The organism is Pseudomonas brassicacearum (genome assembly GCF_000585995.1).
Lineage (GTDB): Bacteria > Pseudomonadota > Gammaproteobacteria > Pseudomonadales > Pseudomonadaceae > Aquipseudomonas > Aquipseudomonas brassicacearum_A.
Genome location: NZ_CP007410.1, coordinates 2,106,359 through 2,132,238, shown reverse-complemented (window position 1 = coordinate 2,132,238; position 25,880 = coordinate 2,106,359). Strand labels below are relative to the sequence as shown.

Below are 25,880 nucleotides of genomic sequence, written 5' to 3'. Positions count from 1 at the left end.
TTCGGAACCCCGGACCTGCCCATAGAGTCCAGTGATTAGTCATACGCTTAAAACAGGGCTAGGTTAAAGGCTCTGCCCGTCCCGTCAGTCCGTAGCCGTGCGGACTCAAAGGAGTTATTTCAATGCCGTCTCTCGATAGCCTGAGAACCCTTAAAACGCTGCAAATCGACGCCAGGACCTACCACTATTTCAGCCTGCCGGAAGCCGCCCGAAGCCTGGGAGACCTGGACAAGCTGCCCATGTCCCTGAAAGTGCTGCTGGAAAACCTGCTGCGCTGGGAAGATGAAAAAACCGTTACCGGCACCGACCTCAAGGCCCTGGCCGGTTGGCTGAAGGACCGTCGTTCCGACCGCGAGATTCAATACCGCCCGGCACGGGTGTTGATGCAGGACTTCACCGGTGTCCCCGCCGTGGTCGACTTGGCCGCCATGCGCGCCGCCGTGGAAAAGGCCGGCGGCGATCCCCAACGGATCAACCCGCTGTCGCCCGTGGACCTGGTCATCGACCATTCGGTGATGGTGGACAAATTCGCCAGCAGCCAGGCGTTCGAGCAGAACGTCGACATCGAAATGCAGCGCAACGGCGAACGCTACGCCTTCCTGCGCTGGGGCCAGAGCGCCTTTGACAACTTCAGCGTGGTACCGCCGGGCACCGGCATCTGCCACCAGGTCAACCTCGAATACCTGGGCCGCACCGTGTGGACCCGCGAAGAGGACGGCCGCACCTACGCGTTCCCCGACACGCTGGTGGGCACCGACTCCCACACCACCATGATCAACGGGCTCGGCGTGCTGGGCTGGGGTGTCGGCGGGATCGAGGCAGAGGCGGCAATGCTCGGCCAGCCGGTGTCGATGCTGATTCCCGAAGTCATCGGCTTCAAGCTCATCGGCAAACTGCGCGAAGGCATCACGGCCACCGACCTGGTGCTGACGGTCACGCAAATGCTGCGAAAAAAAGGCGTGGTGGGCAAATTCGTCGAGTTCTATGGCGACGGCCTTGCCGACCTGCCCCTGGCCGACCGCGCCACCATCGCCAATATGGCTCCGGAGTACGGCGCCACCTGCGGCTTCTTCCCGGTGGACGACGTGACCCTGGACTACTTGCGTCTGTCCGGACGCCCGGCGGAAACCGTGAAGCTGGTGGAAGCCTATTGCAAAGCCCAGGGCCTGTGGCGCTTGCCCGGCCAGGAACCGGTGTTCACCGATACCCTGGAGCTGGACATGGGCAGTGTCGAAGCCAGCCTTGCCGGGCCGAAACGCCCCCAGGACCGGGTTTCGCTGCCCAACGTTGGCCAGGCCTTCAGTGACTTCCTGGGGCTGCAAGTCAAACCCACCAGCAAAGAAGAAGGTCGCCTGGAAAGCGAAGGTGGCGGTGGCGTCGCGGTGGGTAATGCCGATCAGGTGGGGGAAACCGAGTACGAATTCGAAGGCCACACCCATCGCCTGAAAAACGGCGCGGTGGTGATCGCCGCCATCACCTCGTGCACCAACACCTCCAATCCCAGCGTGATGATGGCCGCCGGACTATTGGCCAAAAAAGCCGTGGAAAAAGGCCTGACTCGCAAGCCGTGGGTCAAGAGCTCCCTGGCGCCGGGCTCCAAGGTGGTCACCGATTACTACAAGGCCGCCGGCCTGACCGAGTACTTGGACAAACTCGGTTTCGACTTGGTGGGCTACGGTTGCACGACGTGCATCGGTAACTCCGGACCGCTGCCGGAGCCGATCGAAAAAGCCATCCAGAAAGCCGACCTGACCGTAGCCTCCGTCTTGTCGGGCAACCGCAACTTCGAAGGCCGGGTCCATCCACTGGTGAAGACCAACTGGCTGGCTTCGCCGCCCCTGGTGGTCGCCTATGCCCTGGCCGGCACGGTGCGCATCGACATCAGCAGCGAGCCGCTGGGCAACGACCGCGACGGCAACCCGGTGTACTTGCGGGACATCTGGCCCAGCAGCCAGGAAGTGGCCAATGCCGTGGCCCAGGTGAACACCAGCATGTTCCACAAGGAGTACGCCGCCGTGTTTGCCGGTGACGAGCAATGGCAGGCCATCGAGGTGCCGCAGGCGGCGACTTATATATGGCAGTCCGACTCGACTTACATCCAGCATCCGCCGTTTTTCGATGATATCGCCGGTCCGCCACCGGCCGTCACAAACGTCAAGGGCGCCCGCGTCCTGGCCCTGCTGGGGGACTCGGTGACCACCGACCACATCTCCCCGGCCGGCAACATCAAGACCGACAGCCCGGCCGGCCGCTACCTGCGCGAGCAGGGCGTGGAGCCCCGGGACTTCAACTCCTACGGCTCAAGGCGCGGCAACCACCAGGTGATGATGCGCGGCACCTTCGCCAATATCCGTATCCGCAACGAAATGCTCGGCGGTGAAGAAGGCGGCAATACGCTCTACATTCCCAGTGGCGAAAAAATGCCGATCTACGATGCCGCCATGTTGTATCAGGCTGCAGGCACGCCGTTGGTGGTGATCGCGGGCCAGGAATACGGCACCGGCTCCAGCCGGGACTGGGCGGCCAAGGGCACCAACCTGCTGGGGGTCAAGGCAGTGATCGCGGAAAGCTTCGAGCGTATCCATCGCTCCAACCTGGTGGGGATGGGCGTGCTGCCCTTGCAGTTCAAGCTCGACCAGAACCGCAAGAGCCTGAACCTCACGGGCAAGGAAACCCTGGACATCCTCGGACTGGACAACGTCGAACTGACACCCCGCATGAACCTGCCGCTGGTGATCACCCGGGAGGACGGCCGCCAGGAGCGGATTGAAGTGTTGTGCCGGATCGATACCTTGAATGAAGTGGAGTACTTCAAGGCCGGCGGGATCCTTCACTATGTCCTACGGCAATTGATTGCAGCTTAAAAAGACCCGTCCTACGAAAACACCGCCGCTTAAGGGCGGTGTTTTTGTATCAGCCTGCCTATAATCCCGCCGACTCAGCCTGCCTGCCCGCCTCAACCGCTCACCCGCCTCAAAAGGATGTGATATGCCTGCCCTACCCTGGCCCTACCTGGCCCTCCTCTCCATCGGCTATGGCCTGGCCCTGATCTTCGGCCATTTGGCCTGGACCGCGGTCATTTCGATAGCACTGTTGCTACTCGCCGGGTATGCCGTTCGTCAACAGCAGATGCCGGTAGGGCGGTTTCTCGGCCATGTCCTGTTCGTGGTGATGGCGCTGGCGCTGGCCCTGCACTGGATGCCGGGCTTCTTCAATGGGCGAGCGATCCCGGCGCAACGCTTGACCGATGACGCTGTGCCGTTTGCCATGTACCTGAACCAGGACAAGGCGCTGATCGGCTTCTGGCTGCTGCTGGCCTGCCCCTGGATCGTCGGCCGGCGCTCGTTGCGTTTGGCGGTCTACGCCACGGCCCTGGGGCTGGCGCTGAGCGCGGTGCTGGCCCTCGGCGGGGCGCTGCTGCTGGGCATGATCCATTGGGCGCCGAAGTGGCCGGATCACGCCTGGTTGTGGGTATTTAATAATCTTTTATTGGTCACCCTGGTGGAGGAAGCACTGTTTCGTGGCTACATTCAAGGAGGCCTGAGCCGATACTTCAAACATCTGGGCTACGGCGACAATCTGGCGTTACTGCTGGCTTCGCTGCTGTTCGGCCTGGTGCACGTCGGGGCTGGCTGGGAGTGGGTGCTGCTGTCGGGCCTGGCGGGTATCGGTTACGGCCTTGCCTATCGCTTTGGCGGTCTGGGTGCGGCGATTGCCACCCACTTCGGCCTCAACCTGCTTCATTTCGCCCTATTTACCTACCCAATGCTGGCGTGATAGCGACGGGAAAAATAACTTCAATAAAAACCTGACGGCGCCGACAACCTTTCAAAGCCTTGCGGATTGACCACACCATGCGTAACAACCAGCCCGTCACACAACGAGAAAGGACCTTCCCGGCCCAGCAACGATTGATTTCCACCACCGATGCCAAGGGCGTGATCACCTACTGCAACGACGCGTTCGTTGAAATCAGTGGGTATTCAAAGGAAGAGCTGATCCGTTCACCGCACAATCTCGTGCGTCACCCCGATGTCCCGCCTGCCGTGTTTGCGCACATGTGGAGCACGCTGAAACAAGACTTGCCATGGATGGGCATCGTCAAGAATCGCAGCAAGAACGGTGACCATTACTGGGTCAACGCCTACGTCACGCCAGTGTTCGAAGGCAATCAGGTGGTCGGCTACGAATCGGTGCGAGTCAAGCCTTCCGCCGAGCAGATCGCCCGGGCCGAAGCGCTTTATCAACGTATCAACAAGGGCAAATCCGCGGTCCCCAGCAGCGACAAATGGTTGCCGATGCTGCAGGACTGGCTGCCGTTTATCCTGGTCAGCCAGTTGAGTTTCGTCGTGGGAGCCTTCTTCAACTCCCATTGGGGCTTTGCCCTGGCTGCTGTGTTATCGGTGCCGTTGGGCCTGATGGGCCTGCAATGGCAGCAACGCGGAGTCAAGCGCCTGCTGCGCCTGGCCGAGCAAACCACCTCCGACCCGCTGATCGCCCAAATGTACACCGACAGTCGCGGCGCCCAGGCACGCCTGGAGATGTCGATCCTCAGCCAGGAAGCGCGCCTGAAAACCTGCCTGACCCGCCTGCAGGACACCGCCGAGCACCTTAACGACCAGGCCCGCCAGTCCAACACCCTGGCCCACAACAGCTCCAGTGGCCTGGAGCGCCAGCGGATAGAAACCGAACAGGTCGCCACTGCGGTCAACCAGATGGCCGCGACCACCCAGGAAGTCGCCAGTCACGTGCAGCGCACGGCCGATGCCACCCAGGAAGCCAATCGCCTGACCCGTCGCGGCCGCGACATCGCTGGGGAAACCCGCGAAGCCATCGAGCGCCTTTCAGTAGTGGTCGGCGAAACCGGCCAGACCGTGACCCAGTTGGCCAAAGACAGCGACGAGATCGGTGGCGTGGTAGATGTGATCAAAGGCATCGCCGACCAGACCAACCTGCTGGCCCTCAATGCCGCCATCGAAGCGGCCCGCGCCGGGGAAATGGGCCGCGGCTTCGCCGTGGTGGCCGACGAAGTGCGGCAACTGGCGCAACGCACCAGCGAATCCACCGGGCAGATCCATGCCCTGATCGCCAAGCTCCAGCAAACCGCCACCAACGCCGTGCAGACCATGGACGCCGGCCATCGCCAAGCTGAAGAAGGCGTGGCGCGGGTCATGGAAGCGGACCAGGCATTGGTGGGGATCAGCGAAGCGGTGGCCCACATCACCGACATGACCACACAGATCGCCGCTGCCACCGAGGAACAAAGCTCAGTGGCCGAGGAGATCAGCCGCAACATCAGCAACATCTCGGCACTGGCTGACCAGACCTCGGGGCAGGCCCACAGCTCGGCGCTGCTGAGCGAAGAACTGACCCGAACGGCCAATACCCAGTATTCGTTGGTGGAGCGGTTTAACCGCTGACAGATGCCTGCCTCATAAAAAACCCGGACAGCGAAAGCTTCCGGGTTTTTTATTGCTTGAGAGACCGCTATCGCGAGCAAGCTCGCTCCCACAGGGGACCGTAGGCGTTCACGCGAATGCATTCCCATGTGGGAGCGGGCTTGCCCGCGAAGAGGCCCGGTCAAACAACATCGTTCTACAGAAGAAACCCGGCCACTTTCTGCGCCGCAGCCTCCAAATGCTGCTCATGACTAAACCCCGAAGCCTTCAGCGGTTTCAAATCATGATCCCCCGCCACCAGCCACATCACCTCGATTTCCGGTGACAAATCATACCCCTGCACCGCTTCCCGGTTGCCCAACGCATCGCGCTCGCCCTGGACGATCAAGGTTCGAGTCCTCAGTCCCGCCAAGTGCTCGACCCGTGGCTTCTCTGGCTTGCCCACCGCATAGAAGGGATAGCCCAGGCACACCAGCGCATCGACGCTCAACTCATCGGCTACCAGGCTCGCCATGCGCCCGCCCATGGACTTGCCGCCAATGGCCAGCCGCCCAGCGACATAAGGCCGCACCGTGGCGTACACCTCACGCCAGCACTCCAGCAGCTTCGGCGCCGGGTTGGGTGGGCGCTTGCCCCCATCCAAACGTCGTTGAGCCATGTAGGGAAACTCGAAGCGCAACACGTTGATGCCATGCGCGGCAAGGCGCGCGGCCATTTCCTCCATGAAGCCGCTGTCCATCGGCGCACCCGCGCCGTGGGCCAGGATCAGGGTCGGTGGCTCGGTGCCAACGCCCGATTGCCCGGCGGTCCAGAGCCAGCCGTGTTCGGCCACACATCGCGCCCATTGATCTCTATCAATACTGGCCTTGTGCTGTTTGTCCATGCTGACCTCGCTTTTAGTCTGCCTATAACTCCAGGCGAAGGACGCCGCACTGCCTTGCGCAGGCGCTCACTTCGGCTGAACCGTGGATGGGGAACCATGAACACTTCTATCAGTACCGCCTACAACTACAAGGTGGTCCGCCAATTCGCCATTATGACGGTGGTGTGGGGCATCGTCGGCATGGGGCTCGGGGTTTTTCTCGCCGCCCAATTGGTCTGGCCACAACTCAACTTCGATTTGCCATGGACCAGCTTCGGCCGTCTGCGCCCACTGCACACCAACGCGGTGATCTTCGCCTTTGGCGGCTGCGCATTGTTCGCCAGTTCGTTCTATTCGGTGCAACGCACCTGCCAGACTCAATTGTTCGCCCCGAAACTGGCGGCGTTCTGCTTCTGGGGCTGGCAATTGGTGATCCTGCTGGCGGCCATCAGCCTGCCGCTGGGCTACACCAGTTCCAAGGAGTACGCCGAGCTGGAATGGCCGATCGACATTCTCATCACCATCGTCTGGGTCGCCTACGCCATCGTGTTCTTCGGCACCGTGGCCAAACGCAACACCAAGCACATCTACGTCGGTAACTGGTTCTTCGGCGGGTTCATCCTCACCGTGGCGATCCTGCACATCGTCAACAACCTGGAATTGCCCGTGAGCTTCACCAAGTCCTACTCGGTCTACGCCGGGGCCACGGACGCGATGGTGCAGTGGTGGTACGGCCACAACGCCGTGGGCTTCTTCCTCACCGCAGGCTTCCTGGGGATGATGTACTACTTCGTGCCCAAGCAAGCCGAGCGTCCGGTGTATTCCTATCGCCTGTCCATCGTGCACTTCTGGGCGCTGATCACCCTGTACATCTGGGCCGGTCCCCACCACCTGCACTACACCGCGCTGCCGGACTGGGCGCAGTCGCTGGGCATGGTGATGTCGCTGATCCTCCTGGCGCCAAGCTGGGGCGGCATGATCAACGGCATGATGACCCTCTCGGGCGCCTGGCATAAGCTGCGCAGCGACCCGATCCTGCGCTTTTTGGTGGTGTCCCTGGCGTTCTACGGCATGTCGACCTTCGAAGGTCCGATGATGGCGATCAAGACCGTCAACGCCCTCTCCCACTACACCGACTGGACCATCGGCCACGTACACGCCGGCGCCCTCGGCTGGGTGGCGATGATTTCCATCGGCGCGCTTTATCACATGATCCCGAAAGTCTTCGGCCGGCCACAGATGCACAGCATCGGCCTGATCAACGCGCACTTCTGGCTCGCGACCATCGGCACCGTGCTGTACATCGCCTCCATGTGGGTCAACGGCATCGCCCAGGGCCTGATGTGGCGTGCGGTGAACGAGGACGGCACGCTCACCTACTCCTTCGTCGAAACCCTGGCGGCCAGCCACCCGGGCTTCGTCGTGCGGCTCGCGGGCGGGTCGATCTTCCTTCTGGGCATGCTGCTGATGGCCTACAACACCTGGCGCACCGTGCGGGTCTACCAGCCTGCCGAAGCCGCCGCTGCTGCGCAGATGGCCTGAGGAGTCCACCATGAAACACGAAACAATCGAAAAAAACGTCGGCCTGTTGATGCTGCTGATGGTCCTGGCCGTGAGCATTGGCGGCCTGACCCAGATCGTGCCGCTGTTCTTCCAGGACGTGACCAATAAACCGGTGGACGGCATGAAGCCTTATACCGCCCTGCAACTGGAAGGCCGCGACATCTACATCCGCGAAGGCTGCGTTGGTTGCCATTCGCAGATGATCCGTCCGTTCCGTGCCGAGACCGAGCGTTACGGCCACTACTCCGTCGCCGGTGAAAGCGTCTGGGACCACCCGTTCCTGTGGGGTTCCAAACGTACCGGGCCGGATCTGGCCCGAGTTGGCGCGCGTTACTCCGATGACTGGCACCGCGCCCACTTGTACAACCCGCGCAACGTCGTGCCCGAGTCGAAAATGCCGGCCTATCCATGGCTGGTGACCCAGGCGGTAGACAGCAGCCACACCGAAACCAAGCTGCGCACCATGCGCACCCTGGGCGTGCCGTACACCGACGACGACATCACCGGCAGCGTGGCCTCGCTCAAGGGCAAGACCGAAATGGACGCCCTGGTGGCCTACCTGCAAGTGCTCGGCACTGCCATCAAGAGCAAGAGGTGAGCCATGGTTCTTGAAATGAGTACTGGAATGATCCGCGGCCTGGGCACGGTCGTGGTGTTCGTGGCCTTCATCGGCCTGACCCTGTGGGTATTCAGCAGCAAGCGCCGTTCGGAGTTCGCCGAAGCGCGCCTGCTGCCGTTCGCCGACGAGCCTCCCGCCGACATCGCCACCCCCCAAGACCCTGCAACAAGGAGTACCCGGCCATGACCACCTTCTGGAGTACGTGGATCTGCGTACTGACCATCGGCAGCCTGATCGGCCTGACCTGGCTGCTGATTGCTACCCGCAAGGGCGAAACCAAGGGCAGCGTCGACCAGACCATGGGCCACAGCTTCGACGGCATCGAGGAGTACGACAACCCGCTGCCGCAGTGGTGGTTCCTGTTGTTCGCCGGCACCCTGGTGTTTTCCGTCGGCTACCTGGTCCTGTATCCGGGCCTGGGCAACTGGAAAGGCATCCTGCCGGGCTACGAGAACGGCTGGACCGGCGCCCATGAATGGGAAAAGGAAATGGCCAAGGCCGATGCCAAGTTCGGACCGATCTTCGCCAAATTCGCCGCCATGCCAGTGGAAGAAGTCGCCAAGGATCCACAGGCGCTGAAGATGGGCGGCCGCTTGTTTGCCTCCAACTGCTCGGTCTGCCATGGCTCGGACGCCAAGGGTGCCTTTGGCTTCCCGAACCTGGCCGACAGCAACTGGCGTTGGGGCGGTGCTGCCGACACCATCAAGACCACCATCCTGGGCGGCCGCATGGCGGCGATGCCAGCCTGGGGCGAAGTACTGGGGGACGCTGGGGTCAAGAACGTAGCCGCCTATGTACGCCACGACCTGGCCGGCCTGCCGCTGCCGGCAGACAGCGGTGCCGACCTGCAAGCCGGTCAGCAAGCGTTCAACACCACCTGCGTCGCCTGCCACGGCGCCAACGGCCAGGGCACTGAAGCCATGGGTGCGCCGAACCTGACGCAACCGGCCGGCTTCATCTACGGCACCAGCCTGGCCCAGTTGCAGCAGACCATTCGCCATGGCCGCCAGGGGCATATGCCGGCGCAGAATGAACTGCTTGGCAATGACAAGGTGCAACTTCTCGCTGCGTACGTGTACAGCCTTTCGAAAAGTGATGAGCAGTTGAGCGGCAAGCCGCAAGCTGTGAGCCGCTAGTCAAAGCAAAAGCTGCAAGCGACGAGTACCCCTTGTAGCTTGCAGCTTGAAGCTCGTAGCTGCCCCTTTGCGACGCATTGTCGCACCCTCTGCCCCCTCTCCTTTCGGTTCTCCGGAATCGGGTCTAAGCTGACCCTTCGTGCACTGGCGATTGCCGGTCTGAGGTCGACCCGACCCGTTGTGTTCGACAATCCGTTCGGCAAAAAAGGCCGCAAAGGCAGGTAGATACCGGGTGTTGTGACAATCGCCTGGCATCTCCCGAACGTCGTGTTCGAACACACCCCGTTACAACCGACCCGACCCCCTCGCCGCTTTCCTTCGTTGCGACATTTTGCCGAGGGCCAATTTTGTCCCTACACGGAACATGGAAAGGCCGCAGAATCAGCTTTAGAAAGCATTGACTCAGGTCATGGCGCGTTGCAATGACCCCCCGCTTTCTCCATACTTGCGACCGATTTTTATCCTAATAAAACACCCAAACCGTGGAACCTTAGAATGAGCACAGCAATCAGTCCGACTGCTTATAACTATAAGGTAGTCCGCCAGTTCGCCATCATGACGGTGGTCTGGGGGATCCTTGGCATGGGGCTCGGTGTCTTCATCGCCTCGCAACTGGTCTGGCCGGAGTTGAATTTCGGTCTGCCATGGACGACGTTTGGACGCTTGCGCCCGCTGCACACCAACCTGGTGATCTTCGCCTTCGGTGGTTGTGCATTGTTTGCCACTTCCTATTACGTCGTGCAGCGAACCTGCCAAACGCGACTGATTTCCGACAGCCTCGCGGCCTTCACCTTCTGGGGTTGGCAAGCGGTTATCGTCGGCGCCATCGTTACCTTGCCGCTGGGTTACACCACCACCAAGGAATACGCAGAGCTGGAATGGCCCCTGGCTATCCTGCTGGCCATCGTCTGGGTGACCTACGGTCTGGTGTTCTTCGGCACCATCGTCAAGCGCAACACCAAGCACATCTATGTCGGTAACTGGTTCTACGGTGCCTTCATCGTCGTGACCGCCATGCTGCACATCGTCAACCACGCCTCCCTGCCGGTCAGCTTCTTCAAGTCGTACTCGGCCTACTCGGGCGCGACCGATGCGATGATCCAGTGGTGGTACGGCCACAACGCCGTGGGCTTCTTCCTGACCACTGGCTTCCTGGGGATGATGTACTACTTCGTGCCGAAACAGGCCGAGCGTCCGATCTATTCCTATCGCCTGTCCATCGTGCACTTCTGGGCGCTGATCACCCTGTACATCTGGGCTGGCCCGCACCACCTGCACTACACCGCACTGCCGGACTGGGCGCAGTCCCTGGGCATGGCGATGTCGATCATCCTGCTGGCCCCGAGCTGGGGCGGCATGATCAACGGCATGATGACCCTGTCGGGCGCCTGGCATAAGCTGCGCACCGACCCGATCCTGCGCTTTTTGGTGGTTTCCCTGGCGTTCTACGGCATGTCGACCTTCGAAGGCCCGATGATGGCCATCAAGACCGTCAACTCCTTGAGCCACTACACCGACTGGACCATCGGCCACGTACACGCCGGTGCACTCGGCTGGGTCGCGATGATTTCCATCGGCGCCATCTACCACATGATCCCGAAACTGTTCGGTCGTGCGCAGATGCACAGCACCGGCCTGATCAACGCGCATTTCTGGCTCGCGACCATCGGTACCGTGCTCTACATCGCCTCGATGTGGGTCAACGGCATCACCCAGGGCCTGATGTGGCGTGCGATCAACGACGACGGCACCCTGACCTACTCGTTCGTCGAAGCGCTGCAAGCCAGCCATCCTGGCTTCATCGTGCGTGCCCTGGGCGGCGCGTTCTTCGCCAGCGGCATGCTGTTCATGGCCTACAACGTGTATCGCACCGTTCGTGCCTCTGACCCGGCTGAAGCTGAAGCCGCCGCCAAGATCGCCGTAGTTGGAGCTCACTGATGAAGCACGAAGCAGTAGAGAAGAATATCGGCCTGCTGGCCTTCTTCATGGTCATCGCCGTCAGTATCGGCGGCCTGACCCAGATCGTTCCGCTGTTTTTCCAAGACGTGACCAACAAGCCGGTCGAAGGCATGAAGCCGCGTACCGCCCTTGAACTGGAAGGCCGCGACATCTATATCGCCAACGGTTGTGTCGGCTGCCACTCGCAGATGATCCGTCCGTTCCGCGCCGAGACCGAACGCTACGGCCACTACTCGGTCGCCGGTGAAAGCGTCTGGGACCACCCGTTCCTGTGGGGTTCCAAACGTACCGGCCCGGACCTGGCCCGCGTTGGCGGCCGCTACTCCGACGATTGGCAGCGTGCGCACCTGTACAACCCGCGCAACGTGGTGCCTGAGTCGAAAATGCCGGCCTACCCGTTCCTCGTAGAAAACAAGCTCGACGGCAAAGACACCGCCAAGAAAATGGAAGTCTTGCGCACCCTGGGCGTGCCTTACACCGACGAAGACATCGCCGGTGCCAAGGATGCCGTGAAGGGCAAGACTGAAATGGACGCGCTGGTGGCCTATTTGCAAGGCCTGGGCACCATCATCAAAAGCAAACGGTGATCTGATGGATATCGGGATGATTCGTGGCCTGGGCACCGTCGTCGTGATGGTGGCCTTTATCGGTCTGGCCCTGTGGGTGTTCAGCCCCAAGCGCAAGTCGGAGTTTGAAGACGCGACCTTGCTGCCGTTCGCGGATGATCCCGAAGCCATCAAGCACGTCGAGCAAGCTTCTAGGAGTAACAAAGAATGACTACGTTCTGGAGTCTGTACGTCACAGTCCTCAGTCTGGGTACGATCTTCGCCCTGACCTGGCTGCTGCTGTCGACCCGCAAGGGCCAGCGCGCCGAACAAACGGACGAGACCGTTGGTCACTCGTTCGATGGCATCGAAGAGTACGACAACCCGCTGCCGAAATGGTGGTTCATGCTGTTCGTGGGCACCATTGTGTTCGCTCTCGGTTACCTGGTGCTCTACCCTGGCCTGGGCAACTGGAAAGGCCTGCTGCCGGGCTACAACTATCTGGACAACGAAAAGCAGACCGCCTTCGCCAACGGCCAGACCGGCTGGACGGGCGTCCACGAGTGGGAAAAGGAAATGGCTCGCTCGGACGCCAAGTTCGGCCCGATCTTCGCCAAATTCGCTTCCATGCCGATTGAAGAAGTCGCCAAGGACCCGCAGGCCCTGAAGATGGGTGGCCGCCTGTTCGCCTCCAACTGCTCGGTCTGCCACGGTTCCGACGCCAAGGGTGCCTATGGTTTCCCCAACCTGACCGATGCCGACTGGCGCTGGGGCGGTGAGCCGGAAACCATCAAGACCACCATCATGGGCGGTCGTCACGCCGTGATGCCAGGCTGGGCTGCCGTGGTCGGCGAGCAAGGCGTTGCCGACGTGGCCGCCTACCTGGTGACCGGCCTGCACAGCCGCAAACTGCCGGAAGGCGCCAAGGCCGATCCAGCCAATGGCCAGAAACTGTTTGCCGCCAACTGCGTGGCCTGCCACGGCCCTGCCGGCAAAGGCACGCCAGCCATGGGCGCACCTGACCTGACGCACCCGGCTGCGTTCATCTACGGCTCGAGTTTCGCCCAGCTGCAGCAGACCATCCGCTACGGTCGCCAGGGCCAGATGCCTGCCCAGGCCGATCTGCAAGGCAACGACAAGGTCCACTTGCTGGCCGCCTATGTCTACAGCCTGTCTCACGGAGAAAAGGCTCCTGCGGCTGACGCCCAGTAAAGCCAACGCCTGATGTACCAAAGGCCCCGTCAACCAACGTTGACGGGGCCTTTTTATTTGCCGGTGCGACAGGGCAATGGTTTTATCTTTGCCCGCAATCAGCAGCGGTAGTAACGTGCCTACATTTAGTTTTATCGAGGACGCCGCCATGTCCATCACCACCATTTCCAGCCGCGAATTCAACCACGACACAAGTGGTGCCAAAAAAGCCACCCGCCAGGGGCCGGTCATCATCACCGACCGTGGCAAGCCGTCCCATGTGCTGCTAAGCATTGAGGAGTACCAGAAACTGACCGGCATCGGCACCAGCATTGTCGAGTTGCTGGTCATGCCCGACACGCCGGATATTGATTTCGATACCGAACGTGCCGTCATCTCTCCTCGATCGGTGGACCTGTCCTGATGTACCTGCTCGACACCAACGTCATTTCGGAACTGCGCAAGCCTCAAGCCGATAAGAACGTACAGGCCTGGGCGCGTAGCGTGCCCGCCCCCAGCCTTTACCTCTCGGCAATTACCGTATTGGAACTGGAAACAGGCGTGTTGCGCTTCGAACGCAAGGACCCGGCGCAAGGCAGCCGTCTGCGCGCATGGCTGGACAACCATGTCATGCCCGCATTCGCCGGAAGAATCCTGGCGGTCGACCGCGCCGTCGCGCTACGCTGCGCTCGCCTGCACGTTCCGGATCGCAGCAATGAATGCGATGCATTGGTTGCTGCCACCGCGCTGGTTCATGGACTGACCGTAGTCACCCGCAATGTGACGGATTTCCAGGGCTGCGGCGTGGCGTTGCTTGATCCGTGGTCTAGCTGAGACATCCTAGCGACAGTTCCTCAATACATTGCCAAGGAGATAGGCGCAATGGAAGGCAACACATCTGCCGGCATGAGCCCCCGCCATGTCTGACGCGCTCTGGGCGGCCCGCCTGGGCGATGCACTCAACCACACCTCGATGATGGCCGACATCCTTGGCGGCGTGCTGGAGGTGGCGGCGAATATCGCGATCACCGCCGTGGCCACCGCTGCCGTCGTAGCCGCCACTGGCATCACTGTCGTCACCGGCGGCTTGGGCTGCGTCGTGCTTGGCCTGGTGGTCGGCACCATTGTCGGCCTGGCCATGAGCAAGACCGGAGCCGACAAAGGTTTAAGTAATTTATGCGAGGGCATCGGCAACGCCCTCTTTCCGCCCACGGTGCAGGCCAACATTCTCACCGGCTCCACCAACACCCTCACCAACAACATCCCCGCGGCCCGCGCCGCCGGGGCGATTGAATCCCATGTCGCCCCGGCCGGCACCGAGCTTGAGGCACCCGAGCCGGAAGCCGAGCCCAGCTACCTGGACATGGCCGAAAACTTCTTCTCGCAGATGTGGCGCCCCACCGTCGCCACGCCTGCCCCCGGCGCCGTGCCCAAGCCGCTGGACATGATCGTCTGCATGAAACACCCGCCGATGCCGCCGCAGTTCCTGGCTGAAGGCTCGGACAAGGTCACCATCAACGGCCAGCCCGCCGTGCGCAGCGGCGACCGTAGCACCTGCGATGCGACGGTGGTATCGGCCGGACTGATCTCCCCAAACGTGATCATCGGCGGCGGTTCGGTGGTGGTGCGCGAGATCCGCAGCGGCAAGACCCCAGGCGTGGGCCTGGCGGTCACCGCGCTGCTGATGCTCAAGGGTGGCAAGGGCAAATTCTTCAGCAAGCTGCCGTGCATGCTGGTCGGCGGCGCGGTGTCCATGGCTGCCAGCAGTGCCGCGAACGCCGCGGCCAACGCGGCGCTGGGATCGTCGAACCCGGTGCACGCCGCCACCGGCGCCAAGGTGCTGGGCGGCAATGAAGAACTGGACTTCGTCTTGCCGGGCTTGCTGCCCATCGATTGGCAACGCGTCTACAACAGCCGCGACGAACGCCGCGACAGCTTGTTCGGGGCTGGCTGGAGCGTGGCCTACGAAGTCCAGGTGCAAATCCTGCCCCATCCCGAGGGCGGCGAAACGCTGGTGTACACCGATGAACAGGGCCGGCCCATCGATATGGGGTCGATCCCCTTGGGCGGTGCGGTGTTCAGTGCCGGTGAAGGCCTGGCCGTGCGCCGCCACGTCAACGGACAGTTGCTGATCGAAAGCGACGACGGCCTGTACCGTTTGTTCGAGCCCACGCCGGCCAACCCCTCGCATTTGCGCCTGGGCCAACTGGGTGACCGCAACGACAACCGCATCTACCTCGACTACGACGAGGCCGGACGCTTGGTGCGGCTGCGCGATACCTTCGATCTGGTGCAAGTCGAGTTGGTCCGCGAGCACGACCACGTCAGCCAGATCGAACGCCTCTACCCGGACCAACCGCGCGAAGTGCTGGTCAGTTATGCCTACGACTCCGCCGGCAATCTCGCCGAAGTACGCGACGCCAGCGGCCAGGTGCAACGGCGCTTCAGCTACGACGCCGGGCGGCGCATGGTCGAACACCAATTGCCCACCGGCCTGCGCTGCTTTTATGACTGGGCCTTGATCGAGGATCAGGAATGGCGCGTGGTTCGCCACTGGACCGACGAGGGCGACGCCTACCAGTTCGACTACGACCTCAAGGCCGGCACCACGCGTATCACCGACAGCCTGCAACGCGTCAGCACACGGCAGTGGAACCACCAGCACCAGATCACCCAATACACTGACAACGTCGGCCAGACCTGGCTGTTCGAGTGGAATGACGAACGCCAGTTGCTCAACGCCACCGACCCACAGGGCGGACGCTACGCCTACAGCTACGACGAAGCCGGCAACCTGATCAGCGAAACCGACCCCCTGGGCCGCAGCGATTCCACCCTCTGGCTCGAGCATTGGTCCTTACCGCTGGTGGACACTGACGCCGTCGGCAATAGCTGGAAGTACCGCTACGATCAACGCGGCAACTGCATCGCCGAGACCGACCCGCTGGGCCACGTCACCCGCTACCGCTACGACGCCCACGGCCAGGTCATCGAAATCATCGACGCCACCGGCAAAAGCAAGCAGCTGCGCTGGAACCCGTTCGGGCAATTGGTGGAGCACGTCGATTGCTCGGGTTACCCGACCCGGTTCAGCTATGACCCGCGCGGCTACCTGCAAACCATCACCGACGCCCTCGGCGAGCGCACCCAGTTCAGCTACGACGCCCAAGGCCGGCTGCTCAGCAGCCAGTTGCCGGACGGTCGCACAGAGCAGTACCAGCGCGACGTCGCCGGCCAGTTGATCGGCTACACCGACCCGGCCGGACATACCACCCGTTACCAGCACAACCGCCGCGGCCAGGTCCGCCAACGCACCGACGCCCAGGGCCGGCAGGTGCAGTTCGCCTACGACAGCTTCGGCCGGCTGCAGGCGCTGACCAACGAGAATGGCGAGAGTTATCGGTTTGCCTGGGATGCCGGGGATCGGTTGGCCGAACAGCGCAACCTTGATGGCAGCGCCAAGGGCTACACATACGACGCCCTCAACAACGTAAAACGAGTCGAAACCGTCGCCGCGCCGCGAGGTGATTATCAGCCCAGTGAAAAGCCCCTTGTTCATCAGTTAGAACGTGATGCCATCGGCCGGCTGACAACCCGAATCACCCCTGATGGACAGTCTCGGTACAGCTATAGCCCGTTGAATCAGCTAATCGAAGCCACGGTCATCGATAACGACGGCAACGAACAACGACTGGGCTTTGCCTATGACGCTCTGGGTTATCTGATTGAGGAGCAGAGTTCAGCAGGTGTTCTGAAGCATCACTACGATGAACTCGGCAACTTGATCCAGACCCACCTACCCGATGGCCGTTGGGTCAACCGTCTGTACTACGGCAGTGGTCATCTGCACCAAATCAACCTCGATGGACAGGTCATCAGCGACTTCGAACGCGATAGGCTGCATCGAGAGGTACTGCGCACCCAAGGCCAAATCAGCACACGGAGTGAGTATGACCGTAGCGGGCGCTTACGCAGCCGCCAACGTCGGCATACCAGCCAACCAGCGTTGATCCCGGCAGCCGATCAGACCCATTTCGAGTTTGATCTTGGTGACCACCTGGTGGGGCGCCTTGAGCGGCTGCCAAAAGGTCAACAACGCCAATTGCTGCACTACGATGTGACGGGCCGGATCCTGGCAAGTCAGAGCACTCGACAAGGCCAGAATGAAACATTTTCCTTCGATGCCGCCGCCAATCTCCTCGACAGTTCACCGGGTACAGGTGGGCGGGTTACGCACAACCAACTCAAGCGCTATCAGAACAAGCACTATCGCTACGATGGCTTTGGCCGAATGATTGAAAAGCGCAGCAGCCGGCATGGCCTGCAGCGTTTCAGCTACGACTCGGATCATCGGTTGGTTGAAGTTCGAACACACAAATCCGACGGTGAAAGCATCGTCAGGATGCGCTATGACCCGTTGGGTCGAAGGATCGAGAAAACCGAACACGATGACAACGGACGTCTCATCACCTGCACGCGTTTCGACTGGGATGGCCTGCAATTACTCAAGGAACATAAAAATAGCCTGACCAGCCTGTACCTTTACATCGGCGACAGTCACGAGCCCTTGGCCCGCGTCGACGGCATCGATGAACATCAACGCATCCGCTATTACCACAACGACCCCAATGGTTTGCCACAAGCCTTGACGGAAAGTGACGGCCATCCGCTATGGCACGCTCTCTACCATGTATGGGGCAACACCGCCGATGAAGTCCGTGAACCGTACTACATCGAAGAACAGAACCTGCGGTTTCAGGGGCAGTACCTGGACCGGGAAACGGGCCTGCACTACAGCACCTTCCGCTTCTATGATCCCGACATAGGCCGCTTTACCACGCCCGACCCGTTGGGCCTGGCCGCAAGCCTGAATCTTTATCGCTACGCACCGAATCCATTTACCTGGATCGACCCGCTGGGGCTCAAAGAGAATGAGATTATCCGGTACATGGGCGAGAGCGAAACCGTCTCGTCCAAGGCTGCCAACGGAGGCAAAGGTGGCCTGGTTCCGAATATCCGAGGAGAGAAAGCGGTCTGGGTCAACCAGGACAGTAACCCGGGATTCAACCCAGGCAATGAAAAGTATCGGGTAGTGGCCACCGTCAATAACGAAGGTGTGAGCATGCTAAACAATCACAAGGACATCTCAACCGTTGACTATAAAGAGACGGGCCTGAAAGATGGTGTGCTGTCCAAGACGAATGAGCCCAAGGCCAGAGGCATCGGTTTCCGAATGTTGGATAAATTCAATAAAACCATTACGTCATTTCGTGTCGAGAAGAAAGGCCCGAACGGAAAATGGAAGACCTGCGGATAACACCAGATGGACATATTCGATCTTCTCTCCTACAAGCTTGAGAACTTCCTGAACGCCCGGCCGTATCCGAAGGCGTTGGGTGCTGTTTTTTACGAAGAAGACGAGCCTGCGCTGCTGACCGTTGTCGCCAGAAAACGCAATGGCGCTCCCTTCAGCGTTAGCCGCTGGCATGATTTGTTTTCCGTCAGCGCCTTCGAAAAAGCCATGTTGAAGAACGGCTTCACGGAACCCGACTGCTACGCCCTCCTGCTGGTCCTGTCGCGTTTTGGCTACCTGCTTGAAATCGATAACCGCCAACGAACCAACAAGCAATACTTTATTTTCTTCTACCTGATCCAGCTGATCAGCTTGAAGAACTGCGCCCTGGATGCGCATGCGCACCTGAGGAACTACATGCTCAGGTTTCTGCTTTTTGAATTGAGCATTGATGACGAGGCTTATTGCCGGTTCAGCATCGAAGGTAATCAACTGATGATGGCGACCGACGGGCTGGGGCCCGTGGCTTTTCTGGATGTGATTGATCGGGTCTACAAAACGATCAAGGCCGACAGCAGGAAAGAGCATGAGCTGCTCAGTACGTTGAAAACCTTTCAAACAAGCACCGTCAGATTACTCACCGAGCCCGACGAGACTCATTACCGCTTCGCGATCAATGATCGTCACAGCGAGCTTATGTACCCCGATGTATTTCTGCTCGTGTACGCTCATGACCGAAAAAAAATATTTGACGCTTTGATCGACGCGGTCAATCCGCTTCAGTCAACGGCAAACCTGTTCGTCTCCAATATGGTTGTGATGAATTACGCCTTTCACATCCTGAAAGACAAACCTCGCGACGTTCTAAAACTGAAAAAACACGTCCGTGATGAAGCGTTGTTCGGCCAATTGCTGGAGGTGATCATCAGGCGTCGGATGGTGGTCGACAAAGCGCTGTTCAAAAAAATTACCACGGGGCAGGATCTTGCCTTGATCAACGATGAGCAAACCTCGTTCTACAACATCTTGTACAGCCAGTAGAAACTTGATGCATGCGTGGTCCTGACACCTCTTCTTGCAGCGCACAAAAATAATCAGAGCCTGGATTCGGCTGTGCTCAGGAAAACCCTGGCAGCTAGATCAAATTGGCAACAAGCCATTCCACCTGGCGCCTGCGAACACATGACCAGGCGCAGGCTAAGTACAAATCCCCGTGGCGAGGGAGCTTGCTCCCGCCGGGTGGCGAAGCCGCCCCAAAACGGCCGGCGCATTCCTACAGACAAACCGCATCAGCCGATTTACGACGGCTGCGCCGCCGAGCGGGAGCAAGCTCCCTCGCCACGGATCCTGGGGCATTACAAAGGCTTGTTTATTCTCCCTCCGCAACACTTCCACCCAGCTACGAATCCTTGCGCCATTGCCTACAACTACGCCAGAATCCGCCCGCTTGTGCGCCTTGCCCATGGGTTCTATCGTTTCCCTGCCACTGCCCATCAGTGGTCGGGTTTAGTAGCCCGAGGTTTTCCGCAAGATGCATGAGCTCTCCACTCAGGCAGGTGTTCCAATTCCTGTCCTTGATGGTGGCTGTGCGCAGGGCGCTTCGGCGCGCCGGCAATGCTGGAATCCCCGGTCTACTAACCTGCGTACAGCCGCCACCCTTCTTTTAGTAGGGAATGGGTCGCGGCCTAACTCGAGGATTCCAGCTTATGTTCAAAGTAACTCCAAACCCTCCGGAAACAGACAACACTTCCTCGCAAACCAAATCCAAAGCCAAAAAGCACGACGAAACCACCAAACGCGTCTTGGATCACTACCTGCTACCCAAACCGGAAAAGTCCGAAGATGCATCCAAACCGGACCAGCTCTTCACCGTGGCAAAAAACGCCGACAACGAATGCCTGCTCGCCAACCTCAGCGAAAACCTGGCATCCGCGGACGCGATGATCAGCAACCTGGCCTTCGACCTGGAAGGCCCCCGCCGCCACATCGCCCTCGGCATCCAGCAACTGATTGAACTGAGTTCATTGCTGGCCAACCGAGTGCTCGATAACGTCGACCCACGTTAGCCGCTACAGCATCAATCCCGTGGTGAGGGAGCTTGCTCCCGCTGGGTGGCGAAGCCGCCCCAAAACAGGCTGACGCATTCTCCAGATAAACCGCATCAGCCGGTTTACGACGGCTGCGCCGCCGAGCGGGAGCAAGCTCCCTCGCCACGGATCGCCTACACCTCAAAAGCAGGCGTGTAACCCGCCTTTACCAACCGGCAAAGCAACGCGCAAACCCTGAGCTTCGCCTACGACGCCCTCGGCCAGTTGCTCGCCGAAAACAGTGCCATCGACAGCCTGCAGCACCACTACGACGAACTCGGCCACCTGATCCAGACCCAACTGCCCGATGGCCAATTGGAACCGCCTCTACTCCATAAAGCTGACGCGTTGGGGCCTGTGGCTTTCCTGGATGTGTGATTGATCTGGCCTAAAAGGGCGCGCGGAATCAGTCAGCACGCCCTCACATTTGTCCTCCAGCGCATGGAATGTCTATAGTCAATTGACTTGGGTCAAGACTTGTTACATCCCACTACACCATTGTGCCCTTACCCCCAACGCGACCAAAGGTCGCACCCTTGAGTTAGAGCGACAGGCGTATCATTGCGCCACTGCAACAACCCTTGTGACCGTGGTCGGCACGTACTGGCCTTGGCACTTTCCACTGCCGTGGGATGCAATTGATGAGTAACCAGATTCCGGTACATGACGTTACCCCGCCTGCCAAGGACGCGAACAAAACCGTCGACCTTTATGCCTCTCGGGAAAAAATCTACACCCGCGCCTTCACCGGCCTGTTCCGCAACCTGCGGATGGTAGGCGGCGGGTTATTGTTCCTGCTGTATTTCGGTACGGTCTGGTTGAACTGGGGCGGCCATCAAGCCGTCTGGTGGAACCTGCCGGAGCGTAAATTCTTTATTTTCGGCGCGACCTTCTGGCCCCAGGACTTCATCCTGCTGTCCGGGCTGTTGATCATTGCAGCCTTCGGCCTGTTTTTCATTACGGTCTATGCCGGGCGGGTATGGTGCGGCTACACCTGTCCGCAAAGCGTGTGGACCTGGATCTTCATGTGGTGCGAGAAAGTCACCGAAGGCGACCGCAACCAGCGCATCAAGCTCGACAAGGCGCCCATGGGCGCCAACAAGCTCCTGCGCAAGCTCGCCAAGCACAGCCTGTGGCTGCTGATCGGTTTCGTCACCGGCATGACCTTTGTCGGTTACTTCACACCGATCCGCGAACTGGTGTTCGAGTTCTTCACTGGCCAGGCCGACGGTTGGTCGTATTTCTGGGTCGGTTTCTTCACCCTCGCCACCTACGGCAACGCTGGCTGGCTGCGTGAGCAGGTGTGCATCTACATGTGCCCTTACGCCCGCTTCCAGAGCGTCATGTTCGACAAAGACACGCTGATCGTGTCCTATGATCCGCGTCGCGGCGAAAGCCGTGGCCCGCGCAAGAAGGGCGTTGACTACAAAGCCCTGGGCCTGGGCGATTGCATCGACTGCACCATGTGCGTCCAGGTCTGCCCTACCGGCATCGACATTCGCGATGGCCTGCAGATCGAATGCATCGGTTGCGCAGCCTGCATCGACGCGTGCGACAACATCATGGACAAGATGGATTACCCCCGCGGCCTGATCAGCTACACCACCGAACACAACCTGTCGGGGCAGAAAACCCATAAACTGCGCCCGCGCCTGATCGGCTATGCCTTGGTCTTGCTGGCAATGATCAGTTTGCTGGTGACGGCGTTCTTCATGCGTTCGCTGGTGGGTTTCGACGTCAGCAAGGACCGCGTGCTGTACCGCGAAAATGCCGAGGGCCGGATCGAGAACGTCTACAGCCTCAAGATCATGAACAAAGACCAGCGCGACCATACGTACGTCCTGGAAGCCGCCGGCCTGCCTGACCTGAAGCTGCAAGGCCGACGGGAAATCAAAGTCGCGGCCGGCGAGATCTTCAGCCAGCCGGTGGAATTGTCCAGCGCACCGGAACAACTGCCATCGAGCACCAATGAGGTGACCTTCATCCTCAAGGATGCCGATGACGAAAGCGTACATATCGAAGCCAAGAGCCGGTTCATCGGCCCACAAACTCGTTGAGAGAAATGAACATGCCTGCAGCAACCGCCACCAGCCCTTGGTACAAACACCTCTGGCCGTGGATCATCATTGCGATCCTGACCTGTTCGGTGACACTGAGCCTGACGATGGTGACCATTGCGGTGAAGAATCCGGACAACCTGGTCAACGACAACTATTACGAAGCCGGCAAGGGCATCAACCGCTCGCTGGAGCGCGAACTGCTGGCCCAGACCCTGCAACTGCATGCCAATGCGCAACTGGACGACGTCACCGGTGAAGTGAACCTGCGCCTGAACGGCAACAGCCGTCCCCAGACCCTGGAACTGAGCCTGATCTCGCCGACCCAGCCGGAGAAGGACCGCAAGATCGTCCTGACCCGCAATGACAGCGAACCGGGGCGGTACGTCGGCCAGTTAACGGACAAGATCGAGGGCCGGCGTTTTGTCGAATTGCTGGGTGTGGAGAACGACAAGACCTGGCGCCTGTTCGAAGAGGAACAGATCAACCACGACCAGGCCATCCTGCTCGGCGATGAACCGCTGCAAGGCGCTGAAGACCTGAAGAAGTAAGCCGCTTTCCTGTGGCGAGGGAGCTTGCTCCCGCTGGGCCGCGAAGCGGCCCTACTGTTCGGCCCACCGCGCTTCTCAGGCCTACCGAGTTCTCAGATCACGACGGCTTCGCCGCCGAGCGGGAGCAAGCTCCCTCGCCACAAAAGGCTTTCATGCGACAACCATGAACACTCCACAGCCCTGCTACCACTGCGCCCTGCCCGTTCCCGCCGGCAGTCGCTTCACCGCCGTTGTCCTCGGTGAAACCCGCGAGCTGTGCTGCCCGGGCTGCCAGGCGGTGGCCGAGGCTATCGTGGCCGGTGGCCTGGAGAGTTATTACCTGCATCGCAGCGAAGCATCGGCCAACCCCGAGACCCTGCCCGTCCAACTGACCGATGAACTGGCGCTGTACGATCGCCCCGACGTACAGCAATCGTTCGTGCGCCATGACGGCGAGCTGGCCGAAACCACCCTGTTGATGGAAGGCATCAGTTGCGCCGCCTGCGGCTGGCTGATCGAAAAACAACTGCGCAGCCTGCCTGCCGTGGCCGAGGCGCGGTTGAACCTGTCCAATCATCGCCTGCAGGTGCGCTGGGCCGACGCTCAACTGCCGTTGAGTGCGATGCTCGCCGAGTTGCGCCAGATCGGCTACGTCGCCCACCCGTACCAGGCCGACCAGGCTTGCGAACAACTTGCCGCGCAAAACCGCCTGGCCCTGCGCCAATTGGGCGTAGCCGGGCTGCTGTGGTTCCAGGCGATGATGGCGACCATGGCCACCTGGCCGGAATTCAACATCGACCTGAGCCCGGAAATGCACACTATCCTGCGCTGGGTCGCGCTGTTCCTCACCACCCCTATTGTCTTCTACAGCTGCGCGCCGTTCTTCAAAGGCGCGATGCGCGACCTGCGCACCCGCCACCTGACCATGGACGTTTCGGTGTCCCTGGCCATCGGCGGCGCTTACGTCGCCGGGATCTGGACGTCGATCACCGGCGTTGGCGAGCTGTATTTCGATGCCGTGGGCATGTTCGCCCTGTTTCTGTTGGCCGGTCGTTACCTGGAACGTCGGGCTCGGGAGCGTACCGCTGCCGCCACCGCACAACTGGTCAATCTGTTGCCGGCATCGTGCCTGCGCCTGGAGGATAACGGCCAGAGCGAACGCATCCTGCTCAGCGAATTGCGCACCGGCGACCGAGTATTGGTGCATCCCGGCGCAGTCCTACCGGCCGATGGCAAGATTCTCGAGGGCCAGTCCAGCATCGACGAATCGCTGCTGACCGGCGAATACCTGCCACAACCCCGCCAGGTAGGCGACGTAGTCACCGCAGGCACGCTGAACGTCGAAGGTGCGTTGACGGTCGAGGTGTTGGCCCTTGGACAGGACACTCGCTTGTCGGCCATCGTGCGGCTGCTGGAGCGGGCCCAGGCCGAGAAACCGCGACTGGCGGAAATCGCCGATCGCGCCGCCCAGTGGTTCCTGTTGTTCTCCCTGGTCGCTGCTGCCGCCATCGGGCTGTTGTGGTGGCAGCTGGATGCCTCACGCGCCTTCTGGATCGTCCTGGCAATGCTGGTCGCCACTTGTCCTTGCGCCCTGTCGCTGGCCACGCCAACCGCCCTCACCGCCGCCACTGGCACCCTGCACAAACTTGGCCTGCTGCTGACTCGTGGCCATGTGCTGGAGGGCCTGAACCAGATCGACACGGTGATTTTCGACAAGACCGGCACCCTCACTGAAGGTCGTTTGGCCTTGCGCGCCATTCGACCGTTGGCGGCCCTGGACAGCGATCAATGCCTGGGCCTGGCCGCGGCCCTGGAAAACCGCTCCGAGCACCCCATCGCCCGTGCCTTTGGCCGGGCGCCACTGGCCGCCGAGCACGTACAGAGCACCCCGGGGCTAGGACTCGAAGGTTTGGTCGACAAACAACGCCTGCGCATCGGCCATCCCGGCTTTGTCTGTGAGCTCAGTGGCGCGGCAATACCGGTGATGCCAGACGAACCCGGACAATGGTTGCTACTGGGCGATGCCACCGGGCCGCTGGCCTGGTTCGTCCTCGACGACCGCCTACGCGCCGATGCCCCGGCGCTGCTGGCGGCCTGCAAGGCGCGGGGCTGGCGGACGCTGCTGCTGTCCGGCGACAGTTCGCCGATGGTGGCCAGCGTCGCCGCCGAACTGGGCATCGACGAGGCCCGGGGCGGTCTGCGTCCGGACGACAAACTGGCCGTGTTGCAGCAGTTGCACCAGCAGGGCCGCAAGGTGCTGATGCTCGGCGATGGCGTGAACGACGTACCGGTGCTGGCGGCGGCGGACATCAGTGTCGCCATGGGCTCGGCCACCGATCTGGCCAAGACCAGCGCCGACGCGGTGCTGCTGTCCAACCGCCTCGGCGCCCTGATCCACGCCTTCAACCTGGCCCGGCGCACCCGCCGGGTAATCATCGAGAACCTGGTGTGGGCAGGGCTGTACAATGGCCTCATGTTGCCGTTCGCCGCCCTCGGCTGGATTACGCCGGTGTGGGCCGCGGTCGGCATGTCCATCAGTTCGTTGACCGTGGTGTTGAATGCGCTGAGGCTGACCCGTCAGCCCAAGGCGCAGGTGATCGACGCCACCCCCGATACCCGCCCGCTGCCGGCCTGAGCCG

General features: G+C 60.9%; 21 protein-coding genes. 19 read left to right on the top strand and 2 right to left on the bottom strand.

Annotated elements, in window-relative coordinates; genetic code table 11:
* The first annotated feature begins 122 nt into the window (after positions 1-122).
* The 3 genes from acnA to CD58_RS09230 all read left to right on the top strand — a co-directional run bounded on the left by acnA (position 123) and on the right by CD58_RS09230 (position 5,420).
* Positions 123-2,864, top strand: a complete 2,742-nt coding sequence (gene acnA, locus CD58_RS09240) for an aconitate hydratase AcnA (RefSeq protein ID WP_025212737.1) — start codon at positions 123-125, stop codon at positions 2,862-2,864.
* Positions 2,865-2,988: 124 nt separating this feature from the next.
* Positions 2,989-3,777 (top strand): CPBP family intramembrane glutamic endopeptidase, encoded by a 789-nt coding sequence (locus CD58_RS09235; protein ID WP_025212736.1) that lies wholly within the window; start codon positions 2,989-2,991, stop codon positions 3,775-3,777.
* Between the two features lie 77 nt (positions 3,778-3,854).
* The gene (locus CD58_RS09230; RefSeq protein ID WP_025212735.1) at positions 3,855-5,420 is read left to right on the top strand and encodes a methyl-accepting chemotaxis protein; all 1,566 of its coding nucleotides are present in this window, start codon (positions 3,855-3,857) and stop codon (positions 5,418-5,420) included.
* Between the two features lie 175 nt (positions 5,421-5,595).
* Here the strand turns inward: CD58_RS09230 and CD58_RS09225 are convergent, their stop codons facing one another.
* Positions 5,596-6,282 (bottom strand): alpha/beta family hydrolase, encoded by a 687-nt coding sequence (locus tag CD58_RS09225; protein ID WP_025212734.1) that lies wholly within the window; start codon positions 6,280-6,282, stop codon positions 5,596-5,598.
* 96 nt (positions 6,283-6,378) lie between these two features.
* On the opposite strand from CD58_RS09225, the gene ccoN (CD58_RS09220) reads away from it, so the two are divergent.
* From ccoN (CD58_RS09220) to CD58_RS09160, 13 genes are all read left to right on the top strand, one after another.
* Positions 6,379-7,803, top strand: a complete 1,425-nt coding sequence (gene ccoN, locus CD58_RS09220) for a cytochrome-c oxidase, cbb3-type subunit I (protein WP_025212733.1) — start codon at positions 6,379-6,381, stop codon at positions 7,801-7,803.
* A gap of 10 nt (positions 7,804-7,813) precedes the next feature.
* The gene (ccoO, locus tag CD58_RS09215; RefSeq protein ID WP_025212732.1) at positions 7,814-8,422 is read left to right on the top strand and encodes a cytochrome-c oxidase, cbb3-type subunit II; all 609 of its coding nucleotides are present in this window, start codon (positions 7,814-7,816) and stop codon (positions 8,420-8,422) included.
* A gap of 3 nt (positions 8,423-8,425) precedes the next feature.
* Positions 8,426-8,629, top strand: coding sequence for a cbb3-type cytochrome oxidase subunit 3 (locus CD58_RS09210; RefSeq protein WP_025212731.1), 204 nt, complete (start codon positions 8,426-8,428; stop codon positions 8,627-8,629).
* Entirely contained in the window at positions 8,626-9,579 is a 954-nt protein-coding gene (ccoP, locus tag CD58_RS09205) for a cytochrome-c oxidase, cbb3-type subunit III (protein WP_025212730.1), read from the top strand. The genes CD58_RS09210 and ccoP (CD58_RS09205) overlap by 4 nt, the downstream gene beginning before the upstream one ends.
* A 495-nt stretch (positions 9,580-10,074) precedes the next feature.
* Complete coding sequence (gene ccoN, locus CD58_RS09200) at positions 10,075-11,517, top strand: cytochrome-c oxidase, cbb3-type subunit I (protein WP_025212729.1); 1,443 nt, start codon at positions 10,075-10,077, stop codon at positions 11,515-11,517.
* Positions 11,517-12,125: a cytochrome-c oxidase, cbb3-type subunit II gene (ccoO, locus tag CD58_RS09195; RefSeq protein WP_018925301.1), complete on the top strand. Its 609-nt coding sequence runs from the start codon at positions 11,517-11,519 to the stop codon at positions 12,123-12,125. The genes ccoN (CD58_RS09200) and ccoO (CD58_RS09195) overlap by 1 nt, the downstream gene beginning before the upstream one ends.
* A 4-nt stretch (positions 12,126-12,129) precedes the next feature.
* Entirely contained in the window at positions 12,130-12,315 is a 186-nt protein-coding gene (locus tag CD58_RS09190) for a CcoQ/FixQ family Cbb3-type cytochrome c oxidase assembly chaperone (RefSeq protein WP_003175465.1), read from the top strand.
* Positions 12,312-13,295 (top strand): cytochrome-c oxidase, cbb3-type subunit III, encoded by a 984-nt coding sequence (gene ccoP, locus CD58_RS09185; RefSeq protein WP_025212728.1) that lies wholly within the window; start codon positions 12,312-12,314, stop codon positions 13,293-13,295. Before CD58_RS09190 ends, ccoP (CD58_RS09185) begins: the two co-directional genes overlap by 4 nt.
* A gap of 148 nt (positions 13,296-13,443) precedes the next feature.
* Positions 13,444-13,698, top strand: a complete 255-nt coding sequence (locus tag CD58_RS09180; protein WP_025212727.1) for a type II toxin-antitoxin system Phd/YefM family antitoxin — start codon at positions 13,444-13,446, stop codon at positions 13,696-13,698.
* Entirely contained in the window at positions 13,698-14,108 is a 411-nt protein-coding gene (locus CD58_RS09175) for a type II toxin-antitoxin system VapC family toxin (protein ID WP_025212726.1), read from the top strand. Before CD58_RS09180 ends, CD58_RS09175 begins: the two co-directional genes overlap by 1 nt.
* An 85-nt stretch (positions 14,109-14,193) precedes the next feature.
* Positions 14,194-18,591 (top strand): RHS repeat-associated core domain-containing protein, encoded by a 4,398-nt coding sequence (locus CD58_RS09170; RefSeq protein WP_025212725.1) that lies wholly within the window; start codon positions 14,194-14,196, stop codon positions 18,589-18,591.
* Between the two features lie 6 nt (positions 18,592-18,597).
* The gene (locus tag CD58_RS09165) at positions 18,598-19,608 is read left to right on the top strand and encodes a hypothetical protein (protein ID WP_025212724.1); all 1,011 of its coding nucleotides are present in this window, start codon (positions 18,598-18,600) and stop codon (positions 19,606-19,608) included.
* A 665-nt stretch (positions 19,609-20,273) separates the two neighbouring features.
* A complete protein-coding gene (locus tag CD58_RS09160) occupies positions 20,274-20,633 on the top strand; it encodes a DUF6124 family protein (RefSeq protein WP_025212723.1) in 360 nt (119 codons plus the stop codon).
* A 162-nt stretch (positions 20,634-20,795) separates the two neighbouring features.
* Here the strand turns inward: CD58_RS09160 and CD58_RS31395 are convergent, their stop codons facing one another.
* The gene (locus tag CD58_RS31395) at positions 20,796-20,969 is read right to left on the bottom strand and encodes a hypothetical protein (RefSeq protein ID WP_235195296.1); all 174 of its coding nucleotides are present in this window, start codon (positions 20,967-20,969) and stop codon (positions 20,796-20,798) included.
* 326 nt (positions 20,970-21,295) lie between these two features.
* Between CD58_RS31395 and ccoG the strand changes: the two genes are divergently transcribed.
* From ccoG to CD58_RS09145, 3 genes are all read left to right on the top strand, one after another.
* The gene (ccoG, locus tag CD58_RS09155; RefSeq protein ID WP_025212722.1) at positions 21,296-22,711 is read left to right on the top strand and encodes a cytochrome c oxidase accessory protein CcoG; all 1,416 of its coding nucleotides are present in this window, start codon (positions 21,296-21,298) and stop codon (positions 22,709-22,711) included.
* Between the two features lie 11 nt (positions 22,712-22,722).
* The gene (locus CD58_RS09150; RefSeq protein WP_025212721.1) at positions 22,723-23,262 is read left to right on the top strand and encodes a FixH family protein; all 540 of its coding nucleotides are present in this window, start codon (positions 22,723-22,725) and stop codon (positions 23,260-23,262) included.
* Between the two features lie 163 nt (positions 23,263-23,425).
* Entirely contained in the window at positions 23,426-25,876 is a 2,451-nt protein-coding gene (locus CD58_RS09145) for a heavy metal translocating P-type ATPase (RefSeq protein ID WP_025212720.1), read from the top strand.
* Positions 25,877-25,880: the final 4 nt, after the last annotated feature.

What these genes read in the sequence shown, in the direction of transcription:
- acnA (WP_025212737.1), top strand. Translation starts at nt 123, where the DNA reads ATGCCGTCTCTCGATAGCCTGAGAACCCTTAAAACGCTGCAAATCGAC.
- ccoG (WP_025212722.1), top strand. Translation starts at nt 21,296, where the DNA reads ATGAGTAACCAGATTCCGGTACATGACGTTACCCCGCCTGCCAAGGAC.
- ccoN (WP_025212729.1), top strand. Translation starts at nt 10,075, where the DNA reads ATGAGCACAGCAATCAGTCCGACTGCTTATAACTATAAGGTAGTCCGC.
- ccoN (WP_025212733.1), top strand. Translation starts at nt 6,379, where the DNA reads ATGAACACTTCTATCAGTACCGCCTACAACTACAAGGTGGTCCGCCAA.
- ccoP (WP_025212730.1), top strand. Translation starts at nt 8,626, where the DNA reads ATGACCACCTTCTGGAGTACGTGGATCTGCGTACTGACCATCGGCAGC.
- ccoP (WP_025212728.1), top strand. Translation starts at nt 12,312, where the DNA reads ATGACTACGTTCTGGAGTCTGTACGTCACAGTCCTCAGTCTGGGTACG.
- CD58_RS09190 (WP_003175465.1), top strand. Translation starts at nt 12,130, where the DNA reads ATGGATATCGGGATGATTCGTGGCCTGGGCACCGTCGTCGTGATGGTG.
- CD58_RS09165 (WP_025212724.1), top strand. Translation starts at nt 18,598, where the DNA reads ATGGACATATTCGATCTTCTCTCCTACAAGCTTGAGAACTTCCTGAAC.
- CD58_RS09175 (WP_025212726.1), top strand. Translation starts at nt 13,698, where the DNA reads ATGTACCTGCTCGACACCAACGTCATTTCGGAACTGCGCAAGCCTCAA.
- CD58_RS09225 (WP_025212734.1), bottom strand. Translation starts at nt 6,282, where the DNA reads ATGGACAAACAGCACAAGGCCAGTATTGATAGAGATCAATGGGCGCGA.
- CD58_RS09180 (WP_025212727.1), top strand. Translation starts at nt 13,444, where the DNA reads ATGTCCATCACCACCATTTCCAGCCGCGAATTCAACCACGACACAAGT.
- CD58_RS09170 (WP_025212725.1), top strand. Translation starts at nt 14,194, where the DNA reads ATGTCTGACGCGCTCTGGGCGGCCCGCCTGGGCGATGCACTCAACCAC.
- ccoO (WP_018925301.1), top strand. Translation starts at nt 11,517, where the DNA reads ATGAAGCACGAAGCAGTAGAGAAGAATATCGGCCTGCTGGCCTTCTTC.
- CD58_RS09230 (WP_025212735.1), top strand. Translation starts at nt 3,855, where the DNA reads ATGCGTAACAACCAGCCCGTCACACAACGAGAAAGGACCTTCCCGGCC.
- CD58_RS09160 (WP_025212723.1), top strand. Translation starts at nt 20,274, where the DNA reads ATGTTCAAAGTAACTCCAAACCCTCCGGAAACAGACAACACTTCCTCG.
- CD58_RS09235 (WP_025212736.1), top strand. Translation starts at nt 2,989, where the DNA reads ATGCCTGCCCTACCCTGGCCCTACCTGGCCCTCCTCTCCATCGGCTAT.
- CD58_RS09210 (WP_025212731.1), top strand. Translation starts at nt 8,426, where the DNA reads ATGGTTCTTGAAATGAGTACTGGAATGATCCGCGGCCTGGGCACGGTC.
- CD58_RS09150 (WP_025212721.1), top strand. Translation starts at nt 22,723, where the DNA reads ATGCCTGCAGCAACCGCCACCAGCCCTTGGTACAAACACCTCTGGCCG.
- CD58_RS09145 (WP_025212720.1), top strand. Translation starts at nt 23,426, where the DNA reads ATGAACACTCCACAGCCCTGCTACCACTGCGCCCTGCCCGTTCCCGCC.
- ccoO (WP_025212732.1), top strand. Translation starts at nt 7,814, where the DNA reads ATGAAACACGAAACAATCGAAAAAAACGTCGGCCTGTTGATGCTGCTG.